Annotated in this window: 22 protein-coding genes; 7 read left to right on the top strand and 15 right to left on the bottom strand. The window is 71.7% G+C overall.

Annotation, left to right across the window (positions count from 1 at the left end; genetic code table 11):
* Positions 1-8: 8 nt before the first annotated feature.
* From gmk to pyrR, 8 genes are read right to left on the bottom strand one after another with little or no spacing between them, the layout of a single operon-like run.
* Positions 9-905 carry a guanylate kinase gene (gmk, locus tag QM641_RS08975; protein ID WP_415115617.1) on the bottom strand — a complete coding sequence of 299 codons (897 nt, stop codon included), beginning with the start codon at positions 903-905 and terminating at the stop codon, positions 9-11.
* Positions 898-1,746, bottom strand: coding sequence for an orotidine-5'-phosphate decarboxylase (gene pyrF / locus QM641_RS08970; RefSeq protein ID WP_415115615.1), 849 nt, complete (start codon positions 1,744-1,746; stop codon positions 898-900). Before pyrF ends, gmk begins: the two co-directional genes overlap by 8 nt.
* Positions 1,743-5,030 (bottom strand): carbamoyl-phosphate synthase large subunit, encoded by a 3,288-nt coding sequence (gene carB, locus QM641_RS08965; protein ID WP_415115613.1) that lies wholly within the window; start codon positions 5,028-5,030, stop codon positions 1,743-1,745. Before carB ends, pyrF begins: the two co-directional genes overlap by 4 nt.
* The gene (gene carA, locus QM641_RS08960) at positions 5,030-6,316 is read right to left on the bottom strand and encodes a glutamine-hydrolyzing carbamoyl-phosphate synthase small subunit (RefSeq protein ID WP_415115611.1); all 1,287 of its coding nucleotides are present in this window, start codon (positions 6,314-6,316) and stop codon (positions 5,030-5,032) included. The genes carB and carA overlap by 1 nt, the downstream gene beginning before the upstream one ends.
* Positions 6,313-6,819 carry a hypothetical protein gene (locus QM641_RS08955; RefSeq protein WP_415115609.1) on the bottom strand — a complete coding sequence of 169 codons (507 nt, stop codon included), beginning with the start codon at positions 6,817-6,819 and terminating at the stop codon, positions 6,313-6,315. Before QM641_RS08955 ends, carA begins: the two co-directional genes overlap by 4 nt.
* The gene (locus tag QM641_RS08950; RefSeq protein WP_415115607.1) at positions 6,816-8,126 is read right to left on the bottom strand and encodes a dihydroorotase; all 1,311 of its coding nucleotides are present in this window, start codon (positions 8,124-8,126) and stop codon (positions 6,816-6,818) included. The genes QM641_RS08955 and QM641_RS08950 overlap by 4 nt, the downstream gene beginning before the upstream one ends.
* Positions 8,123-9,085 (bottom strand): aspartate carbamoyltransferase catalytic subunit, encoded by a 963-nt coding sequence (locus QM641_RS08945; protein ID WP_415115605.1) that lies wholly within the window; start codon positions 9,083-9,085, stop codon positions 8,123-8,125. Before QM641_RS08945 ends, QM641_RS08950 begins: the two co-directional genes overlap by 4 nt.
* A complete protein-coding gene (pyrR, locus tag QM641_RS08940) occupies positions 9,082-9,612 on the bottom strand; it encodes a bifunctional pyr operon transcriptional regulator/uracil phosphoribosyltransferase PyrR (RefSeq protein ID WP_415115603.1) in 531 nt (176 codons plus the stop codon). Before pyrR ends, QM641_RS08945 begins: the two co-directional genes overlap by 4 nt.
* A gap of 329 nt (positions 9,613-9,941) precedes the next feature.
* On the opposite strand from pyrR, the gene mvk reads away from it, so the two are divergent.
* Genes mvk through QM641_RS08910 form a run of 6 tightly spaced genes read left to right on the top strand, consistent with a single transcriptional unit; the run spans position 9,942 to position 16,301 of the window.
* Positions 9,942-10,910, top strand: a complete 969-nt coding sequence (mvk, locus tag QM641_RS08935; RefSeq protein ID WP_415115601.1) for a mevalonate kinase — start codon at positions 9,942-9,944, stop codon at positions 10,908-10,910.
* Positions 10,907-11,881: a diphosphomevalonate decarboxylase gene (gene mvaD / locus QM641_RS08930; protein WP_415115599.1), complete on the top strand. Its 975-nt coding sequence runs from the start codon at positions 10,907-10,909 to the stop codon at positions 11,879-11,881. The genes mvk and mvaD overlap by 4 nt, the downstream gene beginning before the upstream one ends.
* The gene (locus QM641_RS08925) at positions 11,878-12,984 is read left to right on the top strand and encodes a phosphomevalonate kinase (RefSeq protein ID WP_415115597.1); all 1,107 of its coding nucleotides are present in this window, start codon (positions 11,878-11,880) and stop codon (positions 12,982-12,984) included. The genes mvaD and QM641_RS08925 overlap by 4 nt, the downstream gene beginning before the upstream one ends.
* The gene (gene fni / locus QM641_RS08920) at positions 12,974-14,095 is read left to right on the top strand and encodes a type 2 isopentenyl-diphosphate Delta-isomerase (RefSeq protein WP_415115595.1); all 1,122 of its coding nucleotides are present in this window, start codon (positions 12,974-12,976) and stop codon (positions 14,093-14,095) included. Before QM641_RS08925 ends, fni begins: the two co-directional genes overlap by 11 nt.
* Entirely contained in the window at positions 14,092-15,144 is a 1,053-nt protein-coding gene (locus tag QM641_RS08915; RefSeq protein WP_415115593.1) for a hydroxymethylglutaryl-CoA reductase, read from the top strand. Before fni ends, QM641_RS08915 begins: the two co-directional genes overlap by 4 nt.
* The gene (locus QM641_RS08910) at positions 15,141-16,301 is read left to right on the top strand and encodes a hydroxymethylglutaryl-CoA synthase (RefSeq protein WP_415115591.1); all 1,161 of its coding nucleotides are present in this window, start codon (positions 15,141-15,143) and stop codon (positions 16,299-16,301) included. The genes QM641_RS08915 and QM641_RS08910 overlap by 4 nt, the downstream gene beginning before the upstream one ends.
* Positions 16,302-16,496: 195 nt before the next feature.
* Here QM641_RS08910 and QM641_RS08905 read toward each other — a convergent pair whose 3' ends face one another.
* The 7 genes from QM641_RS08905 to efp all read right to left on the bottom strand — a co-directional run bounded on the left by QM641_RS08905 (position 16,497) and on the right by efp (position 20,607).
* Complete coding sequence (locus QM641_RS08905) at positions 16,497-18,065, bottom strand: Rieske 2Fe-2S domain-containing protein (protein WP_415115589.1); 1,569 nt, start codon at positions 18,063-18,065, stop codon at positions 16,497-16,499.
* A gap of 120 nt (positions 18,066-18,185) precedes the next feature.
* Complete coding sequence (locus QM641_RS08900) at positions 18,186-18,569, bottom strand: type II toxin-antitoxin system VapC family toxin (RefSeq protein ID WP_415115586.1); 384 nt, start codon at positions 18,567-18,569, stop codon at positions 18,186-18,188.
* Positions 18,566-18,835 carry a hypothetical protein gene (locus QM641_RS08895; protein ID WP_415115584.1) on the bottom strand — a complete coding sequence of 90 codons (270 nt, stop codon included), beginning with the start codon at positions 18,833-18,835 and terminating at the stop codon, positions 18,566-18,568. The genes QM641_RS08900 and QM641_RS08895 overlap by 4 nt, the downstream gene beginning before the upstream one ends.
* 78 nt (positions 18,836-18,913) lie before the next feature.
* Positions 18,914-19,330 (bottom strand): PIN domain-containing protein, encoded by a 417-nt coding sequence (locus QM641_RS08890; RefSeq protein WP_415115582.1) that lies wholly within the window; start codon positions 19,328-19,330, stop codon positions 18,914-18,916.
* Entirely contained in the window at positions 19,327-19,569 is a 243-nt protein-coding gene (locus tag QM641_RS08885) for a hypothetical protein (RefSeq protein WP_415115580.1), read from the bottom strand. Before QM641_RS08885 ends, QM641_RS08890 begins: the two co-directional genes overlap by 4 nt.
* A 48-nt stretch (positions 19,570-19,617) precedes the next feature.
* On the bottom strand, positions 19,618-20,028 hold the full coding sequence (gene nusB / locus QM641_RS08880; RefSeq protein WP_415115578.1) for a transcription antitermination factor NusB: 411 nt from the start codon (positions 20,026-20,028) through the stop codon (positions 19,618-19,620).
* A gap of 18 nt (positions 20,029-20,046) precedes the next feature.
* Positions 20,047-20,607 (bottom strand): elongation factor P, encoded by a 561-nt coding sequence (efp, locus tag QM641_RS08875; RefSeq protein ID WP_415115576.1) that lies wholly within the window; start codon positions 20,605-20,607, stop codon positions 20,047-20,049.
* 199 nt (positions 20,608-20,806) lie between these two features.
* Here efp and QM641_RS08870 point away from each other — a divergent pair.
* On the top strand, positions 20,807-21,110 hold a 304-nt coding region (locus QM641_RS08870), incomplete at its 3' end, for a hypothetical protein (RefSeq protein ID WP_415115574.1).

Genomic DNA, 21,110 nt, shown 5'->3' with positions numbered 1-21,110 from the left:
GAAACCCATCAGCGGGCGAGCGCGGCGACCGCCTCGGCGGCACGCGCGACGTCGTCGTTGACGACGCGGTAATCGAACTCGCTCTGCGCCGCCAGCTCCACGCGCGCGGTCTTCAGCCGCCGGGCACGCTCCTCGGCATCCTCGGTGGCGCGCCCGCTGAGTCTGCTCACCAACTCGTCCCAGCTGGGCGGCAGCAGGAACACGAGCACGGCCGACGGCTCGGCGACACGCACCTGACGTGCGCCCTGCAGGTCGATCTCCAACAGCACGGTCCGGCCCTCCGCCAGTGCCGCGTCGATCGGCGCTCGCGGCGTTCCGTACCGATACGCGTTGTGCACCGTCGCATGCTCCAGGAGGGCTCCGTCGGCGACGAGTCGGTCGAACTCCGCGTCGTCGACGAAGAAGTAGTGCTCGCCGTGCCGCTCTCCCGGTCGGGGCGGCCGCGTGGTCGCCGAGACCGACAGCAGGATCTCGGGGTGCCGAGCCTGCACCTGCTCGGCCACCGTGCCCTTGCCGACCGCGGTGGGTCCGGCCAGCACGAGCAGTCGGCTGCGGTCCGCGCGCGGGGCCGGCTCGGGCCAGCGCTCGTCGAGGAAGCGCCGCAGCGCGACGCGCTGGCGCACCCCGAGACCGCCGAGGCGCTTGACCGGCGAGATGCCGAGCATTGCGAGGATGCGGTCGCGTTTGCCCTCGCCGATCGCGGGAATCGCGGTCAAGAACTCCGTGATGCGCATCGCCCCTGCCGGCGCCGCCGGGTCGCGCTGGGCGCGACGCAGCAGGTCTTGCGGGGTGATCACCCGCATCGCCACGTCGCGCTTGAGGGCGGCGCGCTCCCGGCGCGCGGCGACGGCACGGCGGGATGCCGCGACGCGGTCGACCTCGGGGGGTGTCCGCGGATCAGCCATGAGTGCTCGCTTTCAGCTCTCGGTTGTGGGCGTCGATGGCGGCCTCCAGTCCGTCGGGTCCCGCGTGCAGAACACTGCGGCTGGCGCTGGCCAGCACCGACGGGGCCGACTCATCGAAGATACCCGCAAGATCGGACATCGCGGCGCCTTGCGCGCCGAATCCCGGCGCGAGAATCGGCGCGACCGGGGTCAACACATCGGGCAGGCCGGTCTTCGCGCGGTCCACCGTCGCCCCGATCACGAATCCGATCGAGGACCACTCCCCGTCCGGCGTGCGCGGCCCGGCCAGCGCGGAGACCTCCCGGACGACCTCCCGCGCGACGGTCTGCGGGCCGCCCTCGACCCTCGCCCGCTGCAAGGCGCCCGCCTCGGGGTTGCTCGTCGCGGCCAGCACGAACACGCCCTTGCCGTGCGCGAGGGCGACCTCAATCACACCGGACAGCGCCCCCACCCCGAGATACGGGCTCACCGTCAGGGCGTCGGCCTCCAGCGGCGCCCCGGGCATGAGCCACGCCGCCGCATAGCCGTCGTTGGTCGAACCGATGTCGCCCCGCTTGGCGTCGGCGATGACGATCAGTCCCGCAGCGCGCGCCGCCACCAGCACGTCCTCCAGGGCCGCGAAGCCCGCCGAGCCGTAGCGCTCGAAGAACGCCACCTGGGGCTTGACCACCGCGACGCGCCCGGCCGCGGCCTCGACCACGCGCAGACCGAACTCGCGGGCGCCGCCGGCGGTGGCATCCAGCCCCCACGCGTGCAGCAGCTGCTCGTGCGGATCGATGCCCACGCACAGCTGTCCGCGTGCGGCCATCGCCGACCGCAGCCGCTCGCCGAACCCGGTCATGCCCGCCCCGCCCGATCGCGCGCGTACTCCTGCAGGCTGCGCACGGCGAAGCCCTCCCCCAGCACGCCGAGTGCCGACACGGCCGCGCCGAGCACCGCCATCGTGGTGAACAGCGCCTTGTCGCCGGCGACGGCCGCCGCCCGGATCTCGTACCCGTCCGCGCGGGCGAGTCCGCCCGAGGGGGTGTTGACGATGATGTCGATCTCGCCGGCGTTGATGAGGTCGACGACGTTCTGCTCGCCGGTCGCCTGGGTCTGCGAGTACTTGTTCACGACCTCGACGCGGATGCCGTTGCGTGCGAGGATCTCGGCCGTGCCCTCGGTGGCCGTCAGACGGAAGCCGAGCTCCTGCAGGCGGTGCGCGGGCAGGATGACGGCCCGCTTGTCGTCGTCGGCCACCGACAGGAACACGGTTCCCTCGGTGGGGAGCCCGCCGTAGGCGGCGGCCTGGCTCTTGGCGAACGCGGTCGGGAAGTCACGATCGATGCCCATGACCTCGCCCGTGGAGCGCATCTCCGGGCCCAGGATCGAATCGACGGTGGCCCCGTCGGCGGTGCGGAACCGCTTGAACGGCAGCACGGCCTCCTTCACGGCGACCGGGGCGTCCAACGGCACGCGCGAGCCGTCCTGGGCCGGCAGCATCCCCTCGGCCTTCAGCTCGGCGATCGTGGAGCCTGCCATGATGCGCGAGGCGGCCTTCGCGAGCGGAATGCCGAGCGCCTTCGACACGAACGGCACCGTGCGGCTCGCGCGCGGGTTCGCCTCGATGACGTACAGCACGCCCGCCGACACCGCGAACTGCACGTTCAGCAGCCCCCGCACGCCCACGCCCTTCGCGATCGCGAGGGTCGCAGTGCGCACGCGGTCGACCTCGGTGCGCCCGAGCGAGACCGGCGGCAGCGTGCACGACGAGTCGCCGGAGTGGATGCCGGCCTCCTCCAGGTGCTCCATGACCCCGCCGATGTACAGCTCGTCGCCGTCGTAGAGGGCGTCGACATCGAGCTCCACGGCGTCGTCGAGGAACCGGTCGACCAGCAGCGGCATGCCCGGGCCGATGATGGCCTGGTCGGCGATGCGCGCGAAGTAGTCGCGCAGGCTCGCGGTGTCGTACACGATCTCCATGCCGCGCCCGCCCAGCACGAACGACGGCCGCACGAGCACCGGGTACCCGATCTCTTCGGCGATCGTGACGGCGCCGTCCTCGTCGGTCGCGGTGCCGTGGCGCGGAGCGATCAGCCCCGCGTCGGAGAGCAGGCGCGAGAAGAGCGCCCGCTCCTCGGCGATGTCGATGGCCGCGGGCTTGGTGCCGAGGATCGTATAGCCGGCCTCCTCGATGCCCTTCGCAAGCCCCAGCGGGGTCTGGCCGCCCAGCTGGCACACGACGCCGAGGATCGTGCCCGAGCGCGACTCGGCGTGCAGCACCTCCAGGACGTCCTCCAGCGTCAGCGGCTCGAAGTACAGCCGGTCGCTCGTGTCGTAGTCGGTGGACACGGTCTCGGGGTTGCAGTTGACCATGACGGTCTCGTACCCGGCATCCGACAGCGCGAACGACGCGTGCACGCACGAGTAGTCGAACTCGACGCCCTGGCCGATGCGGTTGGGGCCCGAGCCGATGATGACGACCTTCGTCCGCTCGCTCGGGGTGACCTCGGTCTCGCTGTCGTAGCTGGAGTAGTGGTACGGCGTGAGAGCGGGGAACTCCCCCGCGCACGTGTCGACCGTCTTGTAGACCGGGCGGATGCCGAGGGCGTGCCGGATGCCGCGGACCTCGGTCTCGGTGTCACCGCGGAGCTCTGCGACCTGGGCGTCGCTGAAGCCGTGATCCTTCGCAAGCCGGAGGGTATCGGCATCCAACTCGGCGGCCTCGGCGACGACGGCGGCGACCTCGTTGATCAGCCCGATCTGGTCGACGAACCACGGGTCGATCTTCGTCGCCTCGAAGACCTGCTCGATCGTGGCGCCCTTGCGAAGGGCCTGCTGCACGACGACGATACGACCGTCGGTGGGGGTCTTCGCGATCTCCAGCAGCTCATCGACCGACCGGGGCTCCTCGCCCCAGTGGAAGCTCGATCCGCGCTTCTCCAGCGACCGCAGCGCCTTCTGCAGCGCGGTCGCGTAGTTGCGGCCGATCGCCATGGCCTCGCCCACCGACTTCATGGTCGTGGTCAGGGTCGGGTCGGCGGCGGGGAACTTCTCGAAGTTGAACCGCGGCACCTTCACGACGACGTAGTCGAGGGTCGGCTCGAAGCTGGCCGGGGTGACCTTCGTGATGTCGTTGGGGATCTCGTCGAGCCGGTAGCCGATCGCGAGCTTCGCGGCGATCTTCGCGATCGGGAACCCGGTGGCCTTCGAGGCGAGCGCCGACGAGCGCGACACGCGCGGGTTCATCTCGATGACGATGATCCGCCCGGTCGCCGGGTCCACGGCGAACTGGATGTTGCAGCCGCCGGTGTCCACGCCCACCGCCCGGATGATGTCGATGCCGATGTCGCGCAGCCGCTGGTACTCGCGGTCGGTGAGGGTGAGCGCGGGCGCGACCGTGACCGAGTCGCCGGTGTGCACGCCCACCGGGTCGACGTTCTCGATCGAGCACACCACCACCGTGTTGTCGGCGGTGTCGCGCATGAGCTCGAGCTCGTACTCCTTCCATCCGAGGATCGACTCCTCCAGCAGCACCTCGCTCGTGGGCGAGTCGTGCAGGCCCGCCCCGCCGATACGACGGAGGTCGTCCTCGTTGTACGCGAAGCCCGAGCCGAGGCCCCCCATCGTGAAGCTGGGGCGCACCACGAGCGGATAGCCCAGCTGCGCGGCGCCGGCGAGCAGATCGTCCATCGAGTGGCAGATGACCGATGCCGCGACATCGGCTCCCGCGTCGATCACGAGCTGCTTGAAGATCTGGCGGTCCTCGCCCTTACGGATCGCGTCGACCTTCGCGCCGATGAGCTCGACGCCGTATGCCTGAAGGATGCCGCGGTCGTGCAGCGCCATCGCCGCGTTCAGGGCCGTCTGTCCGCCGAGGGTCGGGAGAATGGCATCCGGCTTCTCCTTCGCGATGATCGTCTCGATCACCTCGGGGGTGATCGGCTCGACGTAGGTCGCGTCGGCGAAATCGGGGTCGGTCATGATCGTCGCCGGGTTGGAGTTCACGAGGATGACGCGCACGCCCTCCTCGCGCAGCACGCGGCAGGCCTGGGTGCCCGAGTAGTCGAACTCGCAGGCCTGGCCGATCACGATCGGGCCCGACCCGATCACGAGCACGGAGCGGATGTCGTCACGCTTGGGCATCAGTCGCTTACTTCCTCGGTCGTCTCGATCGGTTGGCCGGCGCGCTCCGGGATCGTCCCTCTGCTCGGCATGCCCCCGCGCGCCTGCGGCGCGCTCCCGCCAGACCCGATGCCAGCCTCGCGACGGGACGATCCGCTCCGCGCGCTCACCTCCGAGCGGACCAGCTCCGCGAACCGGTCGAAGAGGTAGTTGGCGTCGTGCGGACCCGCGGCGGCCTCGGGGTGGTATTGCACGCTGAACGCGGGGATGTCGAGGGCGCGCAGGCCCTCGACCACCTGGTCGTTGAGGCCGACGTGCGACACCTCGACACGGCCGTAGCCGTTCGGCGAGTCGAACTCGCCCTCGATCGGTGCATCGACGGCGAAGCCGTGGTTGTGCGCGGTGATCTCCACCCGGCCGGTGGCCTTGTCGAGCACCGGCTGGTTGATGCCGCGGTGGCCGAACGGGAGCTTGTAGGTGCCGAGCCCGAGCGCCCGGCCGAGCAGCTGGTTGCCGAAGCAGATGCCGAAGAACGGCAGCCGGTCGTCGAGCACGGCGCGCAAGAGCTCGACGTGGTCGCCGGAGGCGGCCGGGTCGCCCGGGCCGTTCGAGTAGAACACCGCGACCGGGTCGATCGCCCGCACGTCGTCGATCGTCGCGCTCTGCGGCAGCACGTGCACATCGAACCCGCGCGCGGCCAGGTTGTCGATCGTCGCGCGCTTGACGCCGAGGTCGAGCACGGCGAGATTCCCGATCCGCTCCACACCGGCCGCGGCGTGCGCGACCTCGACGGCGGCGACGGAGACCTCGGCGGAGAGGTTGCGGCCGGCCATGGCGGGCGCCTCGCGCACGAGGCGCAGCTGCTCCTCGGGGTCGAGCGCCGCGGCATCTCCGCTGAAGACGCCGCCGCGCATGCTGCCTGCCGAGCGGATGTGGCGGGTGACCGCCCGCGTGTCGATGCCGCTGATGCCGACGATGCCGTCGCGCACGAGCGTGTCGTCGAGCGACTCGTCGGCGCGCCAGTTCGACACCACGCGCGAGGGGTCGCGCACGATGTAGCCGGCGACCCAGATGCGACGGGACTCGGGATCCTCGCCGTTCATGCCGGTGTTGCCGATATGCGGCGCCGTCTGCAGCACGATCTGGCCGGCGTACGACGGGTCGGTGAGGGTCTCCTGGTAGCCGGTCATGCCGGTGGCGAAGACCACCTCGCCGAGGGTCGTGCCGCGGGCGCCGTAGGCGCGTCCGCGGTGGCGGGTGCCGTCCTCGAGGACGAGGACGGCGGGATCGCGGGTGAACGAGGTCACGCGTCGCCTCCAGTGGTGGGGGTGAGGGTGGATCGGATGGCGTCGGCGAGCGCGCGCGCCGACGCGCTCTGCGGGCGCAGGTAGGTGTCCACGATCGTGTCGTCGGCGGCGCGCCACGCCACGCGGGTCAGGCCGTCGCGCTCCACGACGCGGTCGATCGCGACGGTCGCCTGGTCGACGCCGGCGATGCGGTCGGATGCCAGGAACAGGCGCGGCCGGCCGGTGAGGTCCAGCGCCACCCCGGCGTCGGTCACGGTGACCCCGGCGCGCGAGCGGAAACCCATGCCGCGGATCGCGAGCCGCTCCAGCGGCTCGTCGTGACGCGTGGTGGCCACGTAGAGGGCCTCGAAGCGCGCGAGGTCGCTCGCGCCGTCGGGGACCTCGCCGACCGGCGCGGCCAGTGCGCTGTCGCGACGGATGCGGCGCCGCCAGCCCCACGCGGCCAGGCCCAGCAGCAGCGCCGCGGCGGCGGCCATCACCAGCACGGCGCCCTCCCGGGTCACGCGTGCGCTCCCGGGATGTCGAGCACCGCGGCATCCCACACCGTCGGCACGCCCCGGTACAGGGTCCAGCGCACCTGCCCGGGCAGCTCCCGACCGAGGTAGGGCGAGTTGCCGCTGCGCCCGTGCAGGTCGTCTGCCGTGAAGGCCCGCACCGGAGCGGGGTCGTAGAGGGTCAGCGATGCCGGGGCGCCCGCCTCCAGCGGCGTGCCGGCCGTGGCGAGCCGGCCGATGCGGGCCGGCGTGCGGGACATCACTCGCGCGACGTCGTCCCAGGTGAGCATCCCGGTGTCGACGACAGCCTGCTGCACGACGCGCAGGGCGCTCTCCAGCCCCACCATGCCGTGGGCCGCGGCCGGCCACTCGCACGACTTCGTCTCGGCGGGGTGGGGCGCGTGGTCGGTCGCGACGATGTCGATCGTGCCGTCGGCGAGGCCCTCGCGCACTGCCTGCACGTCCTCATCACGGCGCAGCGGAGGGTTGACCTTGTAGCGGGCGTCGTACCCGCGCACGAGCTCCTCGGTGAGGAGCAGGTGGTGCGGGGTGACCTCCGCCGTCACGTCGACGCCGCGCTTCTTGGCCCACCGGACGATGTCGACCGATCCCGCGGTGGACAGGTGGCACACGTGCAGCCGCGAGCCCACGTGCTCGGCCAGCAGCACATCGCGCGCGATGATCGACTCCTCGGCGACGGCGGGCCAGCCGGCCAGGCCCAGCTCGGCCGACACGCGGCCCTCGTTCATCTGGGCGCCCTCGGTGAGCCGCGGGTCCTGCGCGTGCTGCGCGACGACGCCGTCGAAGGCCTTCACGTACTCCAGGGCGCGGCGCATGATGAGCGGGTCGGCCACGCACGAGCCGTCGTCGCTGAAGACCCGCACACGGGCGCGGGACGAGGCCATCGCGCCGAGCTCGGCGAGCCGCTCGCCCTTCTGCCCGACCGTGACGGCACCGATGGGCTGCACATGCGCGTAGCCTGCCGCCTCGCCGAGGGCGAGCTCCTGCTCCACGACGCCGGCGGTGTCGGCCACCGGCTGCGTGTTCGGCATCGCGAACACCGTCGTGAAGCCACCCGCCGCCGCGGCGCGCGAACCCGTGAGGACCGTCTCGGATGCCTCGTAGCCCGGCTCTCGCAGGTGCACGTGCAGATCCACGAGGCCGGGCAGGGCGAGAAGGCCCGCGGCGTCGATCACGGTCGCGCCGGCGCGGCTGAGACCGGCGCCGACCGCCTCGATCACGCCGCCCGCGACGACGAGGTCGACCGTGTCGCCTCCGGCCGTGCGCGCGCCCCGGATCAGGAAGGTCTCGCTCACCGTGTCTCTCCTTCTGAATCCGTCGTGCCCGCCAGCAGCAGGTAGAGCACGGCCATGCGCACCGAGACGCCGTTGGCGACCTGCTCCAGCACGGTGGAGCGCGCCGAATCGGCGGCCGCGGAGGAGATCTCCAGGCCCCGGTTCATGGGCCCAGGGTGCATCACGATGCTACCTGTTCCGAGTGCGGCCAGGCGTTCGGCATCCAACCCCCACCGGCGGGAATACTCCCGTTCACTTGGGAAAAACGCGGCGTTCATGCGTTCGGACTGAATCCGCAGCATCATGAGCGCGTCGGGCCGGGCGGCGATCGCCTCATCGAGGTCGTAGCGCACCGTCACGGGCCACGCCGACACGTCCTGCGGCACGAGCGTGGGCGGTGCGACGAGGGTCACGCGCGCCCCCAGCGCGGTCAGCAGCCACACGTTCGAGCGCGCCACGCGCGAGTGCAGCACGTCGCCGACGATCGTGACCACGAGCCCGTCGAGATCGCGCCCGCGGCTGTCGTCGCCGAAGAAGCGCTTGCGGATCGTGAAGGCGTCCAGGAGCGCCTGCGTCGGATGCTCGTGCGTGCCGTCTCCGGCGTTGACGACCCCGGCGGTGATCCAGCCGCTCGTGGCGAGGGTGTGGGGGGCTCCCGAGGCGCCGTGGCGGATGACGACGGCATCCGCGCCCATCGCCTGCAGGGTCTGCGCCGTGTCCTGCAGGGACTCGCCCTTGGAGACCGACGAGCCCTTCGCGGAGAAGTTGATGACGTCGGCGCTCAGTCGCTTGGCCGCCGCCTCGAACGAGATGCGCGTACGCGTGGAGTCCTCGAAGAAGAGGTTCACGACGGTCTTGCCGCGCAGGGTCGGGAGCTTCTTGACCTCGCGGCGCTGGGTTCCTGCCATGTCCTCGGCGACGTCGAGGATCCCCAGGGCCTCCTCGCGACCCAGGGTCTTCGTGTCGAGCAGGTGCCTCATGACTCGATCGTCACCTCCTCGATGCCGTCGACCTCGGCCAGGCGCACATTGACGCGCTCGTCGCTCGCACTCGGCAGGTTCTTGCCGACGAAGTCGGGCCGGATGGGAAGCTCGCGGTGGCCCCGGTCGACGAGCGCGGCCAGGCGCACCGCGGCGGGGCGTCCGATGTCCTGCAGCGCGTCGAGGGCTGCCCGGATGGACCGGCCGGAGAACAGCACGTCGTCGACGAGGATCACGGTCTTGCCGTCGATGCCGCCGGCCGGGATGTCGGTCGGCTGCGGGGCGCGCGTCGGGTTGCGGTGCAGGTCGTCGCGGTACATCGTGACGTCGAGTGCGCCGACCGGCACCGGGTCGCCGCCGAGCTCGCCCAGCAGTGCCGCGATCCGGCGGGCGAGAGCAACGCCTCGGGTCGGGATGCCGAGGACGACGAGCTGATCGGATCCCCGGTTGGACTCCAGGATCTCGTGCGAGATCCGAGTCAACGCCCGGGCGATGTCGGCGTCGTGCAGCACGGTGCGCACAGGCATCCGCCGCTCCCTTCTCCGCCTCACGGGACGGGGTTAAAGGTTGCTGATGCCTCCACCCTACCCGCGTTCGCCGGCACACCCCGTCACCCCCGCTACCCGCGCCACCCGCGCCCGCGCGTCAAGCCCCGTCGCTCCCTCAGTTCACTTGCCCTACATGTACGTCCCGACGCCGGTTCTGCGTACATCCAGGGCAACTGAACGGGCGGGGCGGGCACCGGGGCCTTGCGAGGGGACGCGCGAGGGGACGCGCGACGTGGCAGTCGTCGGCACCCGCGGATGCCCAGGTTCGGCCGAGGCGAGTGGATTAGGGTGGCCTTACCCCTATGTCCATGCCCTCCCCTGCCCCCTCCGGCTCGTCGACCGCCCTTCGCCACGGCGCCTTCGACGCGCACGGCAAGGCGATCCTCCTCGGCGAGCACGCGGTCGTCCACGGCGCGCCCGCGATCGCCCTCCCGGTCGCCGGTCTCGCGGTGCACGTCGACGCCGACGAGACGGCGGGACCGAGCCTGCTCGACAGCGCGCTGTACCGCGGGCCGCTCGAGGCCGCGCCCGCGCAGCTCCAGCCGACCGTCACCGCCGCGCGCGCCGTGCTCGAGCGCTTCGGCGCGTCGGAGCTCACGCTGCGGCTGCGGGTGCGCTCGGCCGTGCCCGTCGAGCGTGGACTCGGGTCGAGCGCGGCGGTGGCGGCGGCGACCGTCGGCGCGGTCGCGCGGATGCTGGGGCTCGAGCTCGACGCCGACCTGCACCATGAGCTCGTCCAGGAGGCCGAGCGTGTGGCCCACGGCACGCCGAGCGGGCTCGACGCCCGGGCCGTGCTGGCCGATGCGCCGATCTGGTTCCACGGCGGGCGCATCGAGCCGGTGGCAGTCGGCGCCTCGTTCGCGTTCGTCCTCGCCGACACGGGCGCCCAGAGCGGAACCCGCGAGGCCGTGGCCGCCGTCCACGCCCAGCGCGCGACAGACCCCGCCCGCGTGGCCCGCGCCGTCGAGGAGCTCGGCGACCTCGCCGTGCAGGCGCGCGACGACCTCGGCCGCGGCGATCACGATGCGCTCGGCACACGCCTGGACGACGCGCACGCGCTGCTGCAGCAGCTGGATGTCAGCAGTCCGGGACTCGACCACCTCGTGCGCGCCGCCCGGGACGCCGGGGCCCGGGGCGCTAAGCTCACCGGCGGCGGCCGGGGCGGCTGCATCCTCGCGCTGGCGGCGGATGCCGCGGTCTCGCACCATCTCGCCGAAGCGCTCCGGCGCGCCGGAGCGGCCGCCGCCTGGACCACGACCGTGGAGCGGACCTCATGACCGTCGCGACCGCCCGAGCGCACCCGAACATCGCGCTCGTGAAGTACTGGGGCAAACGCGACGCCGCGCAGAACCTGCCGGCGACCGGCAGCCTGTCGATGACGCTCGACGTCTTCCCGACCACGACCACGGTCGCCCTCGACGAGACGCTCGACGCCGACGCGTTCACGCTGAACGGCCGGGCGGCCTCGGGCGTGCCGCGGGAGCGGGTCATCCGCTTCCTCGACCTCGTGCGCGAGCGCGCCGGCAGCACGACACGCGCCCGCGTGTCCTCCACGAACACCGTCCCCTCCGGCGCAGGACTGGCCTCGTCGGCATCCGGTTTCGCCGCCCTCGCGGGCGCCGCCGCCGCCGCGTACGGGCTCGACCTCGACCAGCGTGCGCTCACCAGGCTGGCGCGGCGCGGATCGGGCTCGGCGGCCCGTTCGATCGTCGCGGGCTTCGCCGTGTGGCACGCCGGAGACGACGAGCACTCGTTCGCCGAGCCGGTCGACGCCCCCGCACTGGCCATGGTCGTCGCGACCGTCGACGCGTCGGAGAAGCCGGTCTCCAGCCGCGACGCCATGCGGCGCACGGCGCTCACCTCCCCCTACTACCCCGCCTGGATCTCCTCCACCGAGCAGAGCCTGCGGGCAGCGCTGGCCGCCTGCCGCGACGGCGACGTCGCCCGGCTCGGCCGCATCGCCGAGACCAACGCGCTTCGCATGCACGCCGCGATCCAGGCATCCGATCCCCCGATCCGCTACCTCTCCCCCGCGAGCATCGCGATCCTCGACCGGGTCGAGGCTCTGCGCGCGGACGGGGTCGGCGCGTTTGCCACCGCCGACGCGGGCCCGAACGTCGTCGTGCTGTGTCGGCCCGGCGACGCCGACGCCGTGCGTGCGGCGCTCGCCGGGCTCGCCGAGCTGATCGTCGCGCACCCGGGGCCAGGACTGCACGTCGAGCTCGGCGCCGAGGCGGTGACGCCGTGACGGATGCCGCGATCCTCGCCCGCGCGCCGGGCAAGCTCTTCATCGCCGGAGAGTACGCCGTCGTCACCCCCGGCGAGCCCGCCGTGCTCGTGGCGGTCGACCGCTACCTGACGGTGCGGCTGACCGAGAGCGTCGGCGTCGGCAGCATCCACTCCCCCGAGTACGGGCAGGTGCCGCTGCAGTGGACCCGCAGCGGCGACGGCGTGACGATCGACCGCGATCACCACCCGTACGACTACGTGCTGGCCGCCATCACCGTCGCCGAGCGCCTGCGGGCGGAGCTCGGCCTCGCCCCCCGCTTCTTCGACCTGCGGATCGACAGCGGGCTCGACGACGTCACCGGGCGCAAGTTCGGGCTCGGCTCGTCGGCGGCCGTCACGGTGGCCACGGTGCAGGCGATCGACGAGTTCTACGGCTTCGGGCTGACCCGCCTGGAGCGGTACAAACTGGCGCTGCTGGCGACGATCGAGGTGGCGCCCACGGCATCCGGCAGCGACGTCGCCGCGAGCACGTTCGGCGGCTGGATCGGCTACCGCGCCCCCGACCGCCGCGTGCTGCGCGCGCGGTCCGCCGACGGCGCGATCGCGGCGCTCCTGCGGGCGGACGACGCGTGGGCGGGCCTGGAGATCGTGCGCCTGTCCCCACCCGACGGGCTGCGCCTGCTGGTCGGCTGGACCGGCTCCCCCGCCTCGACCGAGCGGCTCGTCGACGAGGTCATGCGGCACGTGCGTGCCGGCGAGGTCGACCTGCCGGCGTTCCTGCTCGACTCCCGCGCCTGCGTGTCGGAACTGCGCGAGGCGCTCGCACACGGCGACGACCACGCTGCCCTCGCCGCGCTGCGGCGCTCGCGGCGCCTGCTGCAACGGCTCGGCCGTCAGGCCGGCGTCGGCATCGAGACCGGGCGGCTGTCCGCCCTGTGCGACACCGCCGAGGCCGTGGGCGCCGCCGGCAAGCCCTCCGGCGCCGGCGGAGGTGACTGCGGCATCGTGCTCGCTCCGAGGGATGCCGACATCGCCGAGCTGCTGCGCGCGTGGGAGGCTCACGACATCCGCCACCTCACGATCTCGGTGCACCCGTCCGAGGGGGCCGCCCATGTCCGCTGACCTGCCGGGCGCCCTGGCCGGCGACCGCAAGGACGACCACGTGCGCCTGGTCGCCGCTCAGCACGCCGGCGGCCCGCGCCGCAACGGGTTCGACGACGTCGCGTTCCTCCACCACGCCCTGGCGGGCATCGACGCCGACCGCGTGGACCTCGGCACCGAGGTCGCCGGGGCCCGCTGGCCGCTGCCCTTCTACGTCAACGCGATGACCGGCGGCAGCGACGCCACCGGCCGCATCAACCGCGACCTCGCGATCGCCGCGCGCGAGACGGGGGTCGCGATCGCGTCGGGGTCGATCAGCATAGCCCTGGACGACCCCTCGCGCCTCCCCAGCTTCCGCGTCATCCGCCAAGAGAACCCGGACGGTTTCGTGATGGCGAACCTCGGCGTCGAGCGCAGCCCCGACGACGCGCGTCGCGCGGTCGAGGTGCTCGACGCCGACGCGCTGCAGGTCCACCTCAACGCCGTGCAGGAGACGGTCATGCCCGAGGGCAGCCGCTCGTTCTCGCGCTGGGAGAGCTCGCTGGAGGCGCTCCTCGCGGCCGTCGAGGTGCCCGTCATCGTCAAGGAGGTCGGCTTCGGACTGAGCGCCCGCACGCTCTCGCGGCTGCGCGCACTGGGCGTGACCCTCGCCGACGTGTCCGGCTCGGGCGGCACCGACTTCGCGCGCGTCGAGAACGCCCGCCGCGCCGGCGGCGAATACGCGTACCTCGCCGGCTGGGGCCAGTCGACCGTGGAGTGCCTGCTCGACGCGCCCGCCGACGCGCCGACCCTGCTGGCCTCGGGCGGCGTACGCGGCCCGCTCGACATCGCCCGCGCCCTCGCCCTGGGCGCGCGGGCCGTCGGCGTCTCCGGGTCGTTCCTGACCACCGTGCTCGACGAGGGCGCCGAAGGACTCGTCGCACGCGTCCGCGACTGGACCGGCCAGCTCACCGCGCTGCTTGCGCTCGTGGGCGCGGCATCCCCCGACCGCCTGACCGGCACCGACCTCGTCGTACGCGGCGCGACCGCCGAGTACTGCCGGGCACGCGGCATCGACGTGGCGGCCCTGTCGCGGCGCTCCGAGCCCCCCGCCGGGGCGGAGAGGCCCCCCTCCGAGAGGAACCCGGAATGACCGACGACTCCCGCGTGACCCCGATCCCCACCCGCTGGGTCGGCCCGCTCCGCCTCACCGGCGACGTCGAGTGCGAGCAGCAGGTGCCGCTGGCGACCTACGAGACGCCGCTGTGGCCGTCGGTGGGGCGCGGAGCGAGGCTGTCCCGCCTCGTGGAGCACGGCATCCGGGTCTCCGTCGTCGACGAGCGCATGACGCGGTCGTCGCTGTTCGTCGCCGACAGCGCCGCCGAGGCCGCGGCCGCGGCACGAGACGTCTCGGCGCGGTTCGACGAGCTGGCGACGACCGTCTCCGAGCGCAGCCGCCACGCGCGGCTCATCGACATCGACACCGAGATCGTCGGCAACCTCCTGTTCGTGCGCTTCGCCCTGACCACCGGCGACGCGTCGGGTCACAACATGGTGACCCTCGCCGCGGAGGCGTTCATGGAGCGCGTGCTGGCGTGGCATCCCGAGCTTCGCTACGGCTCCATCTCGGGCAACTACTGCTCGGACAAGAAGGCGACCGCGGTCAACGGCATCCTGGGGCGCGGCCGCAACGTGATCGCCGAGATCCTCGTGCCCGAGCACCTCGTGCACGACCAGCTGCGCTCCACCGCCGCGCGCATCGTCGACCTCAACACGCGCAAGAACCTCGTCGGCTCCACGATCGCCGGCGCCCTGCGCTCGGCCAACGCGCACTACGCGAACATGCTGCTCGCGTTCTATCTGGCGACCGGGCAGGATGCCGCCAACATCGTCGAGGGATCGCAGGGCATCAGCTATGCCGAGGTGCGCGGCGAGGGCGACCTGTACTTCTCGTGCACCCTCCCGAACCTCATCGTCGGCACCGTCGGCAACGGCAAGGATCTGCCGTTCGTCGACGACGTGCTCGACAGGCTCGGATGCCGGGAGGAACGCGAACCCGGCGCCAACGCACGGCGCCTGGCCGCGCTGATCGCCGCCACCGTGCTGTGCGGCGAGCTGTCGCTGCTGGCCGCCCAGACCAACCAAGGAGAGCTCATGACCTCGCATCTGCTGCTGGAGCGCCGGACGGGGGCCCGCCGATGAGCGCCCGCGTCGGCATCCACGACCTCGCCGTCGCCACCGCCGGCCACGTGCTGGAGCTCGACCTGCTGGCCGAGTCGGCCGGCATCGACCCCGCGAAGTACCGCGTGGGGCTCGGGCAGGAGCAGATGAGCGTGCCGGGACCCGACGAGGACGTCGTGACGATGGGCGCCGCCGCGGCGCAGCGCATCATCGAGCGACACGGGGCGGACGGCATCCGCACGCTGTTCTTCGCGACCGAGTCCGGCGTCGACCAGTCGAAGTCCGCCGGCGTGTTCGTGCATCGCCTGCTGGGCCTTCCGGCGACCTGCCGCGTCGTCGAGCTCAAGCAGGCCTGCTACTCCGCGACCGCGGCGCTGCAGGCGGCGGCGGACATGGTCGCCCGGCGGCCCGACGAGCGCGTGCTCGTCGTCGCGAGCGACATCGCCCGCTACGACCTCGACTCGGCCGCCGAGGCCACCCAGGGCGCGGGCGCCGTCGCGATGCTCGTCACGGCCGATCCGGCCATCGCCGAGCTCGAGTCGGCCATCGGGATCTCGACCGCCGATGTCGACGACTTCTTCCGCCCCAACGACAGCGCGACCGCCGTCGTCGACGGCAAGCTGTCGATCGGCGCCTACCTCGACGGCATGATCGGCGCGTGGGACGACTACCGAGCCCACGGCGGCGTGGATGTGTCGGAGATCGACCGGTTCTGCCACCACCAGCCGTTCACCAAGATGGCTGTCAAGGCGCATCGGCGCCTCGCCGACCACACCGGTGTGCCGCTCGGGGCCGAGCTCATGGCGGCATCCACCGGCTACAACCGCCGCATCGGCAACTCGTACACCGCGTCGCTGTATTTCGCGCTGGCAGCGCTGCTCGACAGCGACGACGACCTCGCCGGACGCCGCGTCGGCATGTTCAGCTACGGGTCGGGGAGCGTCAGCGAGTTCTTCGCGCTGCGGGTGTGCGACGACTACCGCACGCACACGCGCGGCGAGGAGACCGAGGCGCTGCTGGCCGCGCGCACGCCGGTCGACGTGCCTCGGTACCGCGCGCTGCACACCGCCGCGGCCGAGCTCAACAGCCGCGTCGACGTCGCCGTCGAGCCCGGCGTGGACGCGCCGTTCCACTTCGCCGGCATTGCCGGCCGAGCCCGCCAGTACCGCCGCGCCTGACCGCCCCGGCGCCGGCCCCGGCGCCAACGCCGTCGGCCCGGCCGGTCGGCTCACACCCGCCCGCGTGTTCACAATTCAGGCAGAACGGGTGCGCACGCAGACGAACCGCGCCTCCGGGCGGGAATTGCCTGAGTTGTGAACCGGGCGCGGAGTCCAAGCGGACGGGTGCCCGGCGTGAGCCGGCCGCGGGCGCGGTCAGCTGGCCGCGGGCGCGGCGCTCTCGGCGTGCTCGACCTCGCTCGAGCGGATGGGGTGGCCCTGGCTGGTGAGGCACCGGCCGGAGGCGAGGTCCCACTTCCAGTCGTGCAGCGAGCAGGTGAGCACGCCGTCCTCGATCTTGCCGGTCTTCGACAGGTCGGCGCGCAGGTGCGGGCAGCGGCGCTGCACCACCCATTCGCCCAGCTGCACGTCCTCGGTCTGGTCGGACTGCTCGGCGTACCAGTTCTCCACGTACTCGATGCGGTCGCGGGACAGGCACTTCAGGAACGTCGTGAGGAACTCGTTGAACTTGCCGCTTCGCCCCACCTCGAACTGCATCGACAGGAAGATCGAGTTCGACCAGTCGATCTCGTGGTCGGCGATGTTCGTCGAGACAAGGTCGGCCGGGATCGTGTACCAGTACAGGCACTCCTCGCCGGCGTACTCACGCACCTTCGCCCTCGGGAAGTCGACCACCATGTCCAGCTCGCCGATGCGGAAGCGCACGTTGCCGCCCACCCCGTTACGGATCGTCCGCGCACGCCGGATGAGCGGCTCCCACCACTGCTTGATCGCGGCGAGCATCTCGTCGGGCGGCAGCACCGGTGCGCGGCGCGCCTCCTCCGCGCGAAGCTCGTCCTGGCGGCTGTCGCGCTGCTCGGCGAGGTAGTCCCACTTGTCGTCGAAGATCCGGTCGATCTCCGCGTCGGTGTACAGCGTCTGCGTCACGGAGAGCTCGCCGTGGTTCAGCTCCACGACCGTGCCCGGCAGGAACTCGTACCCCTTCTGGTCCGGGCGCTGCTCGGCCATGTGCGCCAGGAACTGCCGCTGGTCGGTGAAGATCGCATCGTCGTCCAGGCCCCAGCCGTTGTAACGGAACAGCTCCTCGCGCAGGAACATGGGCGGACCCGCCATCGGGAAGACGTGCTCGGCATCCACCTTCTCGATGTAGTACATCGCACGCTTGTTCTGCGCGTCGCGCTTGAGCTTCGCGAAGTTCCGCTTCGCGTCCTGCGGCAGGTCGTAGACCATGGGCCACCAGATCGCGCCGGAGACCTGCGTGAAGTACGCCTCGGGCTTGCTGAACCCGAGCAGCTTCTCCAGATCCAGCGGGTGCGAGTCGTTCTGATTCAGGATGCTGGCCGTCCCGTCGTCGACGCTCAACGACGAGTCGCCGATCGGGCCGTCGCTGGGCGCGCGCAGCGGCGTGACCATGAGCTTGAGGTCTCCGAACTCCATCGGCACGCCTGCCTGCGTGTAGACGATGTTGGTGTAGCCGAGCCCGCGCAGATCGGTCTCGAGGTCGTCGGTCGGGTATTCCGGCAGCAGCACCGGGATGTCCGTGCGGATGTAGCGGCGCAGCAGCGCACGGTCGAAGTGGTCGCGGTGGCGGTGCGAGACGTACAGGAAGTCGGCCTTGCCGAACCGCTCCCAGTCCAGGGCCCGGTTGTCGGGGAACGGGAACCACGAGCCGAAGAAGCTCGGACCGATCACCGGGTCGCACAGGATGCTGCCACCCGCCGTCTCGATGAACATCCCGGCGTGGCCGAGGCCCGTGATCCGCATGGCTCCTCCAGTGTCGAACAGCTCCCGAGTCTACGACGGCGTGGCTGAGAAGCCCGGGAGCACGGCCGCGGAAACAGAACGGATGCCGTGCCCCGGGCATCCCGTTCGATGCGGACTCCGCTACGAGGCGCCGACGACCGTCAGACCGCGATCGCGGGCGACAGCGGTCAACCGCTCGTCGAACGTGGCGAGAGCGGAACCGGTCTGCTCGGCGAGCGCGAGGACATAGCAGTCCGGGAGTTTCAGCCCCGTCGAGGCGCGCAGGCGCGCGACCTGAACCGGCTCGTCGGCCTCAGGGATCGAGAGGTCGATTCTGAGCTCGTCCACCGCCGTCCGCACCGCGGTCTCGAGCCCGCGATGCGCAGGGCCCGTCAGCACCTCTGCGAGGGTGGCCGGATGCAGCCGGAACGACATCATGGGAACGCCCAGCAGATCGTGAGCGCGATCCGTGTGCACGTCATCGCCGAAGTACGAGACGAGCACACTCGCATCGAGCGTCGTCATTCCGGCCAGTCCTCGCGAAGCTCTTCGAGGTAGCCGGGCGGGTAGGCGTCCGCGAACGCTCCGCGGTACCTCACCAGAGCCTCGCGCCGTTGCTGCTGCCGGCGCACGGCCTCCTCCGCACCGGACGCGGTCTCCGCGCCCAGCACGGCGAGACGTGCGATGCGCTCGCTGAGCGGGAGGTCGGGCCACATCCGCTGCCCCACCGCAAGAGCGCGCTCGACCTCGGGCGTGCGCGTGATCTGGATACGACGCAGAGCGGTGGGCATGTCCGCACTGTACCACCCGGCCAATGTGGAGGGACACTGCGCGCCGCCCTGCAGCTCAAGCTCAGGGTGCCCGCGAGCTCAGCCGGCCGGGAGAAACGTTCTCGATGCGAACGCCGCGGATCGTCGACCATCGGCGAGATCCTCGGTGAGCACGCGGTCGCAGTCAGCGCGGGCGGCGGCTTCGAGGATCAATGCGTCCCCGTACGACAGCTGTGAACGCGCCGACGTCTCGACGGCGGCTCGGACGAGGCCTGCATCCGCCTCGATCACGACGCCACGGCTGAGGCTGTCGATCGCGGCGGCGGCTGTTGCGTGCGGCAGCGGTGTCGGCAGCTTGCGGGTCACCGTCACATAGAACTCTCCGAGCACCTGAGCACTGACGACGAGCGGCGTGGTCGAGCGTTCGATGATCTCGATCGCACGGCTCTGCTTGACCGGATCGCGCGTGTCGAACGCGGAGACGAGCACGTTCGTGTCGAGGAAGGTCGCGGTCATGAGGCGTTGCGGTCATACAGGTCGTCGCGCGTCCAGGCCCTCCCTGCGGGGCCGCTCGACGCCGTCGATGTGCGGGCGAGCGCAGCGAACTCGCGTCGGGCGCTCAGTTCGCGGTCGGCCTGAGAATAGCCGACGAGATCGTCACGAAGCAGCGCGTTGACCGACGTGCCCTGCTCCAGCGCACGCATCCGTGCACGTCGTAGAACACCGTCGTCGATCACGATCGTCAAGTTTGCCACGGATTCAGTGCGACACGGATCCCGTGTCGCACTGAGCGAGCTCGAGCGTCAGGAGGCGCGGGCGATGCGGGCGAGCACGCCGTGCACGAACGGGCCGGAGTCGTCGGTGGAGAACTCCTTGGCGAGCTCGACCGCCTCGTCGATCGCGACCGCGGTGGGCACCTGCTCGTTGTGCAGGATCTCCCACACGCCGATGCGCAGCACGGCCCGATCGACCGCCGGCATCCGCGCGATCGACCAGTCCTTCGCGAACGTGGCGATCTGCTCGTCGATCTCGTCGCGGTTGTCGATGACGCCGTCGACGATCTCGCGCGCGTAGAGCCACGACGCCTCGCGCGCCGGCTCGCTCACGGCGCGCCGGGCCTCGGCCGCGAGCGTCGCGGCGAGATCGTCGCCGCGCACGTCAGCCTGGTAGAGGATGTCGAGCGCGCGCTTGCGCGCCTTCGAACGGGCACTCATGGGGCAGGCGCCGCCCGCTCAGCTCACGCGGCCGAGGTAGTCGCCCGTGCGCGTGTCGACCTTGACCTTGGTGCCCGTCTCCAGGAACAGCGGCACCTGGATCTCGTACCCGGTCTCCACGGTCGCCGGCTTCGTCCCGGCCGACGAGCGGTCGCCCTGCAGGCCCGGCTCGGTGTAGGTGATCTCCAGTACGACGGATGCCGGCAGGTCGACGTACAGGGCGTTGCCGTTGTTCAGCGCGATCGTGACCTGCTGGTTCTCCAGCAGGAAGTTGGCCGCGTCGCCGACCGTCGCCGCCCCCACCGTGATCTGGTCGTAGTCGCTCATGTCCATGAACACGAAGCCCTCGCCGTCGTTGTACAGGTAGGTGAAGTCCCTGCGGTCGACGTTCTCGATCTCGACCTTCGCGCCGGCGTTGTAGGTCTTGTCGACGACCTTGCCGGTGAGGACGTTCTTGAGCTTCGTGCGCACGAACGCACCGCCCTTGCCCGGCTTGACGTGCTGGAACTCCACGACGCTCCAGAGCTGTCCGTCGATCTTGAGGACGACGCCGTTGCGGATGTCTGCGGTGGATGCCATGGCGAGGGGTTCCGTTCGTGTGCGGGAGGAAGGCTGTCGTCGCGCGGCGCGAGTGCGATCCCGCGGCCGGGCGCGGCCCGACGCTCGATTCTACGGGATGCGGTGGACACGGCCGCTTCGGCCGTTCCGCGCATCGCGTTGCTCCGCACGCGTCGTGCTCATATATTGCAATGTCGGAGGGTGGTGGGATGCTGTGGGTATGGGAGTTCTCGAAGATATCACCGACGCGGTAGCGCGGCTGGGTGTGTTCGCGGAACTCAACGTGGATGCCGCGGAACTGCCCGCGTCTGCGGTGCTGCTCAGCGATGCGTCGGTGCGGGACGCGCTCGGGACCGTGGCGGGGCTGGAGAAGCAGGTCGCGATGCTGCGGACCGTGCTCGTCGGTGTCGCCGCCGCCCGGTCCGGGAGGGACCGCGGGCACGGCGGGCTTGTCCAGGGCACCGGCCACCGCAACGCGGTGGAGTTCGTGCGGGACGTGACCGGGGTGTCGAAGGGTGAAGCGA

It is taken from the genome of Microbacterium sp. (assembly GCF_047605725.1).
In the GTDB taxonomy this organism is placed as follows: Bacteria; Actinomycetota; Actinomycetes; order Actinomycetales; family Microbacteriaceae; genus Microbacterium.
Note: the sequence above shows the minus strand (reverse complement) of the source record. Positions and strands in the feature narration are given on the sequence as shown.